At 66.1% G+C, this 12160-nt stretch carries 11 protein-coding genes and 1 riboswitch; of the genes, 1 reads left to right on the forward strand and 10 read right to left on the reverse strand.

Annotated features, from left to right (window positions below; genetic code table 11):
• Positions 1-2 precede the first annotated feature (2 nt).
• The 6 genes from SPR01S_RS19775 to SPR01S_RS19800 form a co-directional block, all read right to left on the reverse strand.
• A complete protein-coding gene (locus SPR01S_RS19775; RefSeq protein ID WP_066593165.1) occupies positions 3-467 on the reverse strand; it encodes a GreA/GreB family elongation factor in 465 nt (154 codons plus the stop codon).
• Positions 464-1351 carry a 3-hydroxyisobutyrate dehydrogenase gene (gene mmsB, locus SPR01S_RS19780; protein ID WP_066593172.1) on the reverse strand — a complete coding sequence of 296 codons (888 nt, stop codon included), beginning with the start codon at positions 1349-1351 and terminating at the stop codon, positions 464-466. The genes SPR01S_RS19775 and mmsB overlap by 4 nt, the downstream gene beginning before the upstream one ends.
• Positions 1352-1543: 192 nt before the next feature.
• A complete protein-coding gene (locus tag SPR01S_RS19785; protein ID WP_066593175.1) occupies positions 1544-2323 on the reverse strand; it encodes an enoyl-CoA hydratase in 780 nt (259 codons plus the stop codon).
• 101 nt (positions 2324-2424) lie between these two features.
• A complete protein-coding gene (locus SPR01S_RS19790) occupies positions 2425-3468 on the reverse strand; it encodes an enoyl-CoA hydratase/isomerase family protein (RefSeq protein WP_066593183.1) in 1044 nt (347 codons plus the stop codon).
• Between the two features lie 42 nt (positions 3469-3510).
• Complete coding sequence (locus SPR01S_RS19795) at positions 3511-4656, reverse strand: acyl-CoA dehydrogenase family protein (protein ID WP_066593185.1); 1146 nt, start codon at positions 4654-4656, stop codon at positions 3511-3513.
• A gap of 149 nt (positions 4657-4805) precedes the next feature.
• Positions 4806-6305: a CoA-acylating methylmalonate-semialdehyde dehydrogenase gene (locus SPR01S_RS19800; protein WP_066593191.1), complete on the reverse strand. Its 1500-nt coding sequence runs from the start codon at positions 6303-6305 to the stop codon at positions 4806-4808.
• Between the two features lie 108 nt (positions 6306-6413).
• Here SPR01S_RS19800 and SPR01S_RS19805 point away from each other — a divergent pair, with 108 nt between their 5' ends.
• Positions 6414-7283 (forward strand): LysR family transcriptional regulator, encoded by an 870-nt coding sequence (locus SPR01S_RS19805; RefSeq protein WP_066593193.1) that lies wholly within the window; start codon positions 6414-6416, stop codon positions 7281-7283.
• Here the strand turns inward: SPR01S_RS19805 and SPR01S_RS19810 are convergent.
• From SPR01S_RS19810 to SPR01S_RS19825, 4 genes are read right to left on the reverse strand one after another with little or no spacing between them, the layout of a single operon-like run.
• A complete protein-coding gene (locus SPR01S_RS19810) occupies positions 7275-8045 on the reverse strand; it encodes an ABC transporter ATP-binding protein (protein WP_066593195.1) in 771 nt (256 codons plus the stop codon). The genes SPR01S_RS19805 and SPR01S_RS19810 overlap by 9 nt on opposite strands.
• Entirely contained in the window at positions 8036-9007 is a 972-nt protein-coding gene (locus SPR01S_RS19815) for a FecCD family ABC transporter permease (protein WP_066593203.1), read from the reverse strand. The genes SPR01S_RS19810 and SPR01S_RS19815 overlap by 10 nt, the downstream gene beginning before the upstream one ends.
• A gap of 10 nt (positions 9008-9017) precedes the next feature.
• Complete coding sequence (locus SPR01S_RS19820; RefSeq protein WP_066593206.1) at positions 9018-9830, reverse strand: ABC transporter substrate-binding protein; 813 nt, start codon at positions 9828-9830, stop codon at positions 9018-9020.
• The gene (locus tag SPR01S_RS19825; protein WP_066593208.1) at positions 9827-11740 is read right to left on the reverse strand and encodes a TonB-dependent receptor plug domain-containing protein; all 1914 of its coding nucleotides are present in this window, start codon (positions 11738-11740) and stop codon (positions 9827-9829) included. Before SPR01S_RS19825 ends, SPR01S_RS19820 begins: the two co-directional genes overlap by 4 nt.
• Before the next feature lie 127 nt (positions 11741-11867).
• Positions 11868-12057, reverse strand: a riboswitch (cobalamin riboswitch).
• Positions 12058-12160: the final 103 nt, after the last annotated feature.

Raw genomic sequence — 12160 nt, forward strand, 5'->3', positions numbered from 1 at the left:
GACTAACTCCTGGCCGAGAGTATTTCGATAACCTCAACCGCATCGGGCCGTCCGGGAAGCGACACCGTCTCCCCGTTCGCCGCGCCGATCAACGCTCGTGCAAGCGGTGCCGAAAACGCGATCAGCCCTGCCGCTGGATCAGCCTCGTCGTCGCCAACGATCCGAATAACCCGCTCGCTGCCATCGACAGCGATCCGCACGCGCGATCCGAACGCGATCTCGTCCGCCGGCGGCACCGGCGCGACGATCGCCGTCATGCGACGCGTGTGCCAATAGCGCAGACTACGTGCGATCTCCTCTCGCCGAGCTTCGTCGGCGTCGGCCTGCTCGGCCTCCAGCTTGGCGATGTGCTCGTCGATCAATGCCGGTCCGCCCTCGGTGACGAGGTTGGGCCCCGCCGGAATCGGCAGTTCGAAGCGCGGTTCCTTATGTTCCTCGTCGCTCTCGCGGCGGAACGCGACGCTCATGGTGCGCTCTTGCCTAGCGACCGGATGATCGCCGAGAAATCGAGTCCACCATTCCCGGCATCGTTGAACGCCTGATAGAGTTCGGCCGCCTTGGCGCCCATCGGCGTGTCGGCGTCGACCGACGCAGCGGCTTCCATCGCCAGCCGCAGATCCTTGAGCATCAGCGCGGTCGCGAAGCCGCCTTGATAATCGCGATCGGCGGGCGTTTCCGGCCCGACACCAGGCCAGGGCGCATAAGAGGTGAGCGACCAGCTCTGGCCCGAACTCACGCTGGCGATGTCGAAGAATTTCTGCGGATCGAGCCCGAGTTTGTCGGCCAGCACGAAGGCTTCGCAGGTCGCGATCATCTCGGCGCCGAGCACCATGTTGTTGCAGATCTTGGCGGCCTGCCCCGCGCCCGAGGCACCGGCATGGATCACCGCCTTACCCATGTCTGCAAGGAAGGGCTGCGCGCGGTCGAACGCCTCTGCCGAGCCGCCGACCATGAAGGTCAGGGTGCCGGCATTGGCCGCAGCGATCCCGCCGGACACCGGTGCGTCGACCGCGGCATAGCCCTTGGCCTGCGCGGTTTCGCCGACACGCTTGGCGGTCGCCACGTCGATCGTCGAACAATCGATCAGGATCGCCGAGACCGGTGCGGTGCCCAGGATCGAGTCGTTATAGACGCTTTCGACATGCTTGCCCGCGGGGAGCATGGTGATCACCGCCTCAGCCTCATCGACGGCTTCCGCAGCACTCGCCGCAGGCAGGCAACCGGCGGCCTTCGCCTTGTCGAGCGCCTCGACCGACAGGTCGAAGGCGCGCACGTCATGCCCCTTCTTCGCCAGGTTCGCGGCCATTCCGCCGCCCATGTTGCCCAGCCCGATGAATGCGACACGTGCCATTTTATTTCCTTTTCTCAAACCTTCTCCAGAGGGAGAAGGATAGCGTAGCTTGGCAGCTCGCTGCCTAGCGGAGCTTGGATGAGGGGGTATGCTCTCGATAGGGCGATCCCCTCACCCAGCTTCGACTAAGGCCTTGCTTCGCAAGACCTAAGTCTACGCAACCCTCTCCCGACGGGAGAGGGATTTCTTCGCTTACTTCCCGACCCATTTGCCCGGCCGCTTCTCGACAAACGCCGCCATACCTTCCTTCTGATCCTCGGTGCCGAACAGGCCATGGAACAGCCGACGTTCGAACTGCACGCCCTGCATCAGCGTCGTCTCGAACGCCGCGTTGACCATTTCCTTGTTGGCGAGGACCGCGAGCGGCGCCATGCCGGCGATCGTCGCGGCGGTCTTGACCGCTTCCTCGACCAGATCGGCGGCCGGAACGATCCGCGACACCAAGCCGGCGCGCTCGGCTTCTTCGGCGTCCATGAAGCGGCCGGTCAGGCACATCTCCATCGCCTTGGCCTTGCCGACCGCGCGGGTCAGACGCTGAGATCCGCCCATGCCGGGTGCGACCGCCAGCTTGATCTCGGGCTGGCCGAATTTGGCGGTGTCGGCCGCCAGAATAAAGTCGCACATCATCGCCAACTCGCACCCGCCGCCGAGCGCGAAGCCCGCCACCGCGGCGATCACCGGCTTGCGCGTGCGGGTGAACTGCTCCCAGCCGGCGAAATAATTGCCGCCGTACATGTCGCCGAACGATTGCGGCTGCATCTCCTTGATGTCCGCGCCGGCGGCGAACGCCTTTTCGCTGCCGGTCAGCACGGCGCAGCCCTGCGAACGGTCAGCATCGAACGCCTGAAGTGCCGCGACCAATTCGCCCAGCACCTGGTTGTTGAGCGCATTGAGCGCCTGCGGCCGGTTGAGCGTGATCAGCGTGACGCCGTCGTCGCGCTGATCGACCAGGACGGTTTCATATTCAGCCATTCAATTCCTCCAATCGTCATCCCAGCGAAAGCTGGGATCTCGGGCCGCATCGGCAGCCCTTTGGCACGAGACCCCAGCGTTCGCTGGGGTGACGGACATGTTCACGCCGGCGTCCACGCCTCTTCTTTCGGCAGCGGCGCAAAGATCGCGTCTATCAATTCGTCGGTGACGCCTTCAGGGGTGTCGGGGTTCCAGACCGGCGCATTGTCCTTGTCGACGATCACCGCGCGGACGCCCTCGAGGAAATCGTGGCGCGTCACGACGCGCGCGCCGACGGCATATTCCTGCCTCATCTCGGCGGCGAAATCGACCATCTGCCGTCCTTCCGCCAGCAGGCGGAGCGACACTTTCATCGTCTGCGGAGACTTGGTTTTGAGCGCCGCCAGCGTCGCCGCGCCCCAGGTGCCGCCCTTGGTCTCCAACGAGCTGTAGATTTCTTCCAGCCGGTCGGACTCGAACAGCCGGTTGATGTCCTCTTCCAGAGCGACGATCTTCGCCTCGGGCACCGGGGCGCCGAGCTCGCCCAGAATTTGCTCGATCTCGGTCGGCGCCGCCGCGATCCGCGCCTTCGCCTCATCGAGCGTGTCGCTGGTCAGATAGTCGCTGGCCAACCCGAGATTGATGCACTCCGCCCCGTCGAGCCGGTGCCCGGTCAGCGCGAGATACTGGCCGACCCGGCCCGGCAGCCGCGACAGATACCAGCCGCCGCCGACATCGGGGAACAGCCCGATGCCCGTCTCCGGCATGGCGAGCCGGGTATTCTCGGTCGCGACGCGATAGCGCGCGGGCTGCGAGATGCCGACGCCGCCACCCATCGTGATGCCATCCATGAACGCCACCACCGGCCTTTCGTAGGTGAACAGCCGGTGGTTCATGCGATATTCGGTGAAGAAGAACTCTCGCGCCTCGACGCCGTCCTTCGCGCCGCTTTCGGCGAGCATCCGGATGTCACCGCCGGCGCAGAACCCCCTGCCCTCGGCGTGGTCGATCATCACCGCCTCTACCGCGGGATCGTGGCGCCACGCCGCCAGCGCGTCGAGGATGGCCGCGCACATCGCGGTGTTGAGCGCGTGGATCGCCTTGGGCCGGTTGAGCCGGATCCGGCCGACCTTGCCTTCGATGAAGGTGAGGACGTCGCCGGTCATAGTAATTCCTCCCCGTGCCGGGGAGGATTTTCAGGACAGACCTCATTGCCGGGTCAGGTCCCGGCCGACGATCATGCGCATGACCTGGTTCGTCCCCTCCAGGATCGAATGCACCCGCAAATCGCGCCAGAAGCGCTCGATCGGATAGTCGCGGAGATAGCCATAACCGCCATGCAATTGCAGCGCGCGGTCGACAATCGACGAGCCGTTGTCGGTTGCCAGCCGCTTGGCCATCGCCGAGAAGCGCGATTTATCGGGCGCGTTCGCCGTTACCTTTGCCGCGGCAAGATAGAGCAAAGCGCGCGCCGCCTCGAGGTCGGTCGCCATGTCGGCCAGCATGAATTGCGTGTTCTGGAAATCGGCAACCGGCGTGCCGAACTGCTGGCGCTCCTTGGTGTAGTTGACCGCCTCGTCGAGGCAGCGTTGCGCCCCGCCCAGCGAACAGGCACCGATATTGAGCCGGCCGCCATCCAAGCCTGCCATCGCGAAACGGAAGCCGTCACCCTCGGCGCCGACCCGATTCTCGACCGGCACACGGCAATCCTCGAAGATCACCTGCGCGGTCGGCGACGCATTCCAGCCGAGCTTCTTTTCCGGTGCGCCGAACGACAAACCGGGTGTGTCCTTCTCGACCACCAGGCAGGAAATGCCCTTCGACTTCTCCTCGCCCGTACGGACCATGCAGACATAGAGGTCGTTATAGCCCGCGCCGGAGATGAACTGCTTCGTGCCGTTCAGGACATAATGATCGCCGTCCCGCTTTGCGCTGGTCTTGAGCGCCGCGGCGTCCGACCCCGAGCCCGGCTCGGTCAGGCAATAGCTCGCGATCTTCTCCATGCTGACGAGGTCCGGGAGGAAGCGGTCCTTGATCGCCTGATCGCCGAAGCGGTCGATCATCCAGGTCGCCATATTGTGGATCGAGATGTACGCGCTGGTCGCCGGGCAGCCATAGGCCATCGCCTCCATGATCAGCGCCGCCTCGAGCCGGCCGAGTCCGATTCCGCCCGATTCCTCGGCGACATAGATCGCGCCAAAGCCGAGCTCGCCCGCCGCCTTCCAGACGTCGACCGGGTAATGGTGCTTCTCGTCCCATTCGGCGGCAAACGGCGTGATGCGGTCGGCGGTGAACTTGCGCGCCAAGTCTTGGATCTCGCGCTGGTCGTCGGTCAGGTCGAACTGGTCGGTCATCGTCTCTTCCGGTCGGTTGCTAGAGCAGCATGCGAACGCCGATCGATGGTCAGCATGTAGCACCTTCGCGACGGCCATAGCCCCGCAGCGGGGGCGATGCCATCATGCACCGGGGGACAGCCGACACCGATCAGGGCGATAGACCCTCGCTACCCCATCGTGGGGATGACGAAGGCGTTGGCGCCATCGCCGACGCCGCCGTCGGGCCAGCGCTGGGTGACGGTCTTGACCTTGGTCCAGAACTTGACGCCTTCGATGCCGTGCTGGTTGGTGTCGCCGAATGCCGAGCGCTTCCAGCCGCCGAAGGTGTGATAGGCGACCGGCACCGGGATCGGCACGTTGATCCCGACCATGCCGACATTGACCCGCGCGGCGAATTCGCGCGCGGCATGGCCGTTGCGGGTAAAGATCGCGACGCCGTTGCCGTACTGATGATCGCTCGGCAGCCGCACCGCGGTCTCGAAATCGGGGGCGCGGACGATCTGCAGGACGGGGCCGAAAATCTCTTCCTTGTACGACTGCATGTCCGGAGTGACATGATCGAACAGCGACGGGCCGATGAAGAAGCCTTCCTCATGGCCCTGCAATTTGAAGCCGCGGCCGTCGACGACGAGCTCGGCGCCTTCGTCGACACCGGTCTGGATCCAGTTTTCGACGCGCTGCTTGTGCGCGGCGTTGACCACTGGACCGTAATGCGCGTCGTTGTCGGTCGACACGCCGACCCGCAGCGCAGCGATCGCCGGGATCAATTTGGCCTTGAGCGCCTCGGCGGTCTTGTCGCCCACCGGCACCACCACCGGCAGCGCCATGCAGCGCTCACCGGCCGAGCCGAACGCCGCGCCCGACAGGTCGGCGACGACCTGATCGAGATCGGCGTCGGGCATGACGATGCCGTGGTTCTTGGCCCCGCCCATCGCCTGGACGCGCTTTCCGGCGGCGACGCCGCGATTATAGACATAATGCGCGATGTCGGACGAGCCGACGAAGCTGACCGCGGCGATCGCCGGATGGTCGAGGATCGCGTCGACCATTTCCTTGTCGCCATGCACGACCTGGAAGATGCCTTCCGGCATGCCAGCTTCGCGCATCAGTTCGGCCAGACGTACCGGCACCGACGGATCGCGCTCCGACGGCTTGAGGATGAAGGCGTTGCCGCAAGCCGTTGCCACGGCACCCATCCACAAGGGGATCATCGCTGGGAAGTTGAATGGGGTAATGCCTGCGCCGATGCCCACCGGCTGGCGCATCGAATAGACGTCGATGCCGGGCCCGGCGCCGGGCGTATATTCGCCCTTCAGCACATGCGGGATGCCGCAAGCGAACTCGACCACTTCGAGCCCACGCTGAATGTCGCCCTTCGAATCGGCGATCACCTTGCCGTGTTCGGACGAGAGCAGGTGGGCGAGCTCGTCCATGTTCTTTTCGACCAGCGCCTTGAAGTTGAACATGACGCGGGCGCGGCGCTGCGGATTGGTCGCGGCCCAACCGGGCTGCGCGGCCTGCGCGGCGGTGACGGCACGATCGAGATCGGCCTGCGCGCCGAGATTGACCTTGGCCTGGACCTGCCCGGTATTGGGATCGAACACGTCGCTGGTGCGGGTGGCGCCACCGCCTGCGGAGCCCGCGATGAAATGGTCGATGGTGCGCATGGTCAACTCTCCTGGGCCCGTTTCGGCTCGCAGCTCTATTTCACTAGGCAAATTCGCACGCAAGGCTACTTAATTGCCCAATGCACATGCAAAAATGCAGGTAACGCGATGCAGAATTGGGATGACCTGCGTATCTTTCTGGCGGTCGCGCGATCGAAGCGGATCGCGCCGGCGGCGCGCCTGCTGGGAGTCGACGCCACTACCGTCGGCAGACGGCTCGCCCGGCTAGCGGCGCGGGTCGATCGGCCGTTATTCGAATCGGTTGGCGGCGAACGGCGGCTGACTGAAGAAGGCGAAGCATTGCTGGCGCATGCCGAGACGGTCGAAGCTGCGGTGGACGCGGCGATTGCACCCGCAGGCGACCTGGCGCCTGCAGGCCATGTCAGGGTGAGCGTGGCGGAAGGGCTCGCTACCTGGGTGATCGCGCCGGCGATCGCGCCGTTCCAGGCGAGCCATCCGCGCATCCGGCTCGACCTCATTACCGCGTCGGGCTTCCTCAATCCGTCGAAGCGCGAAGCCGATATCGCGGTGATGCTTGCCCGTCCGCGCAGCGCCCAGCTCCGCGCCGTCGAGTTCGCGCGCTATCGGTTGCGGCTTTATGCCACGCCCGATTATCTCGACCGCCACGGCCGGCCGGCGTCCAACGCCGAGCTCGGCAGGCACGTTCTGGTCGGTTACGTGCCCGAGCATATCTATGCGCCCGAGCTCGACTATCTGTCGGAGATCGAGCCGGGCCTGTCACCCCAGGTCCGCAGCACGAGCATCAACGTCCAGCGCTCGCTGGTGTCCGCCGGTGGCGGGATCGGGGTGCTTCCAGACTTCATGGCGCGGCACGATCCCAAGCTAGAGGCCGTGCTGGGTGAGAGTATCGCCGTCCATCGCACCTTCTGGCTGGTGACGCATCAGGACACGCACGCGACCTCGCGGATCCAGGCGGTGTCCACCTGGCTACAGGCGATCGGCGGTCAGCTAAGCTGATCCGGCGCGCCCCGCCGGAACGGGAAGCATCCGCCCCTCCCCGTCCGGGAACAGCAACACGTCGACGCCGAACGCATCGCGCAGATGCTGCTGAGTCAGCACCTCCTCCGGTGGCCCGGACGCGAACACACGGCCGTTGCGCAGCATCACGATCTCGTCCGCGACGCGGGCGGCCTGCACCAGGTCGTGCAGTACGACGACTACCCCGACACCGCGCGCCGCCTGACCGCGCAGCCGCTCGAGCAGGTCGAATTGATGCGCGGGGTCGAGGCTCGCCAGCGGCTCGTCGGCGAGAAGCCATTGCGGCTCGCCGGCCAATACCCGCGCCAGCAGCACCCGCGCCCGTTCGCCGCCCGACAATTCGCCGACGCGGCGCTCGGCGAATTGCTCGGAATCGGTCGCCGCCATTGCCGCCAGCACCGCGGCGATATCGTCGGCGGCACTTGCGTGATGCGGCAAGCGGCCGAGGGCGACGACGTCACGCGCCGGCATGTTCCAGGCGACATCGCCCGATTGCGGCAGATAGCCGATCGACCGCGCGCGTTCGTCGCGGCGCATCGTGGCAATCGCACGGCCATCGATCGCGACCTTGCCCGCGCTCGGCGCGATCAGCCCGGCGGCGGCGCGCAACAGGCTGGTCTTGCCCGCGCCATTGGCACCCAGGATCACGGTGATGCGGCCGGCGGCGAACGCGGCGCTCGCATCGGTCAGGACGCGCCGCCCACCCAGGTCGAGCGTTACCCGGTCGAGGGTCAACGCCATTGCCTGGCTCCCTCGCGGAACAGTAACGCCAGGAAGAACGGCGCGCCGATCAGCGCCATCGCCACGCCCAGTCGTACCTCGCCTGCTCCCGGCGCGAGCCGGCATAGACTGTCGGCAGCCAGTGTCAGCGCCGCGCCGCCTAGCGCGCTCGGCACTAGCAGCGCGGATGGCTTGGCGCCGAAGACCGGCCGCAACAGATGCGGCACGACCAGCCCGACGAACCCGACCACCCCGGTCACCGCAACGCCCGCGCCGACTGCCAGCCCGGTGCCGATCACCACTTGCCAGCGCAACCGGCCGAGATTGGCCCCGAGCGACCGCGCGGCATCCTCGCCCAGCGCCAGCGCGTCGAGCCCTGGGCCGGTGAACAGCATCACCAGGACGCCCGCGCCGATAAACGGCGCCGCCATCACCACATCGTCGGGCCCGCGATCGGTCAGCGCGCCCATCAGCCAGTCGATCGCCTCCGCAATGGCATAAGGATTGGGCGCGATCGAGATCAGGAAGGCGGTCAGCGCGCCGGCCAGGCTGGCGAGCACGGTGCCCGCGAGCACGAACACCACCGGCGTCTGGGCGCGCGCGGTCAGCATCGCCAGCAACGCCATCGCGCCGCCCGCCCCGGCCATCGCCCAACCGAACTGGCCGAGCCAGCCGGCACCGAATCCCAGCACGATCGAAGCGACCGCGCCCAAAGCCGCGCAGGACGACACGCCGATCACCGTCGGATCGGCAAGCGGGTTCCGGAGGTAGCCCTGCAGCACCGCGCCCGACAGGCCGAGCGCGGCGCCGAGCAACACGCCGAGCACCGCGCGAGGGATGCGCAATTCGGCGATGATCGCCCAGCGCGGATCGTGGCCGAACCAGGCGTCGAGCGGGATCCATTGCTTGCCCGCCATCAGCGACAGCGCGAACAGGGCCGCGGTCAGCAGGACGAGCAGCCCGAGGCGGAGCGCTCGGTTCATGACAAAACAATCATGATAGGGCCCGCGATCGGATCGCGGCGAGCGTGCGCAGCGCCGGGATGATGGTCGGACCGCCGCAATTGACCAATTGGCGCGGAAACCGCTCCTCGATCACTTGGTACCCCGCCATGCCGAGCACGCGGCGGCGCAAAGATGCGGTGCGGCCATCGGGGTCTGGATCGAGCACGATCCGCGGCGGATGCGCGACCAGGCTTTCGATCGGCACATTGCCCGAGAAAGCGAGGCCGAAATCCTTGCTGGCGTCGCCAAGCCCGGCGAGCCCGACCATCTCGGTCAGCAGGCTCGGCCCGGCATTGGCGAAACTGTCGGAGATATAGAGCAAGGTCGCGGGCCGCCGAGTATCACGTGGCGCAGCATTGGCCATCGCGCGATCGATGCGCGCGATCAGCCGTTCTCCCGCCACCGGTGCGCCAACTGCGGCGGCGACGCTGCGGATCTGGTCGCGGCTGGCGACGACCGTCGTCGGCGAATCGAGCGTCAGCACCTTGAGCCCGGCGCGGCGATACGCGTCGAGCGTGGTCTTGGGCGTGAAGCTCGACGCGACGACCAGATCAGGCTTGAGCGCGATCACTTCCTCGGCCGTCCCGGCAGTCGCGCGATAGCGGCGCGCCAAGTCGAGCGGGATCGAAGTCGCGCCCGGTTCCTGCGAATAATGGCTGATCGCGCTGACCTTGCCCGGTGCCAGCGCCAGCAGCAATTGGTCCGAACAGGGATTGGTCGAGACGATCCCCCCGGTGCTGGCGGGCTGCGCGCTCGCGCACCCCGCCAGCCCGAGGGCGATCAAGGCGATCAAAGGCTTCAATTGAACTTCAAGCGAATGCCGCCATAGGCCGCGCGGCCCGGTGTGCTGTAGCCGCGCACCACCGTATACTTCTCATCGAATAGATTATCCACGCGGCCATAGATCGAGAATTTGTCGCCGATCGGGAAGTCCGCGCGCAACCCCACGATCGTATAGCCGTCGAGCCGGTTGAGATTGGCGGCATCGTCGAAGCTGTCGCCGACGGTCAGCACGGTTGCGCCGACGCCGAGGCCGATCGGCGTCTTCCAGTCGATCGACGCGCTGATCGACTGGTGCGGACGGCGCGCTAGGTCGTTGCCGAAATTGGCGTCGGTGCGGGCGCGGTTCTTCGCGTCGATGAAGCTGTACGCCGCGCTCAGCGTCAGCGTGCTCGACGGTCGCATGTTGAGCGCGACTTCGACGCCCTCGGCGCGGGCACGATCGGTATTGCCATAGCTGAACGTGCCCGGGTCATAATCGATCTGGTTGGTCGTATCGCGGTGGAACCAGGTCGCGCTGGCGCTGACCGTATTGCCGATCAGCTTCTGCTCGATTCCGATATCATAACTGCGCGCGGTCTCGGGCTTGAGGTCCTTGTTGCCGAGACCGAACGGACCGTAGAGCTGATAAAGCGTCGGCGCCTTGAACCCTTCGGCATAGCTCGCGCGGATGGTCGTCTCGGTCGGCAGGGTATAGACCGCATTGGCGCCCCAGGTGGTGTGCCCGCCGAAGGCCGAATCGTCGTCGTAGCGCAGGCCGCCGGTGATGGTCAGGCGATCGATCGGCGACAGGATCGCCTCTCCATAGAAGCTGGTCACGCCGCGCGATTTGAACAGGGTGCCGTCGTTAAACCGCGTGGTCTCATGCTCGGCGCCGGCGACGATGCGGACCTGGTCGATGACCTGGAAGTCACCCTGATATTGATATCGCTCGCTGCGGCCGCGCGCGAGGAAGCTCGGCGTCGTGCTGCTGAACGACGGATCGAAATTGTCGCGGTTGATATCGGCGATGGTGAAGGCGACGCGGTTCTTGAACCGGCCGTTCAGGAAGGCTGCGTTGAGCCCGGCATAACCGTAGAGTTCCTGGGTTTTTGCATATTCGGCATCGTCTACCGGCAGATAGGGGGGGGCGAAGGCGAAGCCGTCGATATCGACCTTGCTGTCCGCGTAATAGCCACGCAGATCGAGGCTGATAGTGTCGGAGAGGGCGATCTGCGCGCGACCGGTCGCGCCGAACTGGCGATAACCATCAGGCTCGGTGCCGGAAGCTGCCGTGGAAATGCCGTCAGTCTTGAGATAGCCGGCATTGAGCGATGCAGCGATGATTCCGCTCTTGCCCGACACCCCGCCATTGGCGAAGACGGTGTCGAAGCTGCCATATTCGACATTGCCGCGCGCCTGGAGACCATAGCCGGGCTGCATCGTGGTGACGTTGACCACACCGCCGATCGCCTGGCTGCCCCAGGGAACCGAGTTCGGGCCGCGCAACACCTCGACATGGTCGATCGACCCGGCGAGCAGGTTGGCGAAATCGAACGCGCCGCCCGGCGACGAGGGATCGTTGACGCGCACGCCGTCGATCAGGGTCAGCGTCTGCTCGCCCTCCGCGCCGCGAATACGAACGGCGGTCAAGGTGCCGAGCCCGCCGTTGCGCGTCACGGTCACACCCGGCGTCGTGGCGAGCAGGTCGGACAAGGCCACGGTCTGGCGCTGCTCGATCGTCTGGCGATCGATCACGGTCACCGCCTGGCCGATATCCTCAGGAACCTGCGGCACGCCGGTCGCGGTGACGACGATGTCGTCCTTGCGAATGAGACCGGGGATGATGACGCTCTGGTCGTCGGCAGCCGCCGGTGTCTCCTGCGCCCAGGCCGGTACGGTGATAGCGACCGTGGCAATTGCCGACGTCGCGAGGATGGAAAACTTCAACATTGGACATGCCCCTTTGGTGGGACCGCGGAGTCCGGGCGCCTGAACGCGACACCCGGACCGAACGGCCCGGTTCATGTCGCTCACGCGAGGGATGTCCCTCGTTCGCCCGGCACACCCCGTCCGCGCAAAGGATCGACCGTGGCGGGCAGGTCTCCTGGCTCCCGGGTCATCGCGTCCGCCCCGCCTTCCCGACCTTGCGGCCAGTGGCATCATTGGGGCGACCGCTCTCCGGTCACAGTTGCGGGGGCAGCGCCGGCATTTCGACCGGACTTCCCTTTTGCTCCCCCTTACGGGGAACCCGTCACGGCGCGGCGTCTATGCCGCAGCGCGGTAAAGCGCAAGCAGTGCGTCGGTTGTCTGCTGGTGCCAACGTCGAGACCGCCAGTTGATCCTCCCCCGCCAGGGGGAGGTGGCAGCCGT

It is taken from the genome of Sphingomonas pruni NBRC 15498 (genome assembly GCF_001598455.1).
Classification (GTDB): Bacteria; Pseudomonadota; Alphaproteobacteria; order Sphingomonadales; family Sphingomonadaceae; genus Sphingomonas; species Sphingomonas pruni.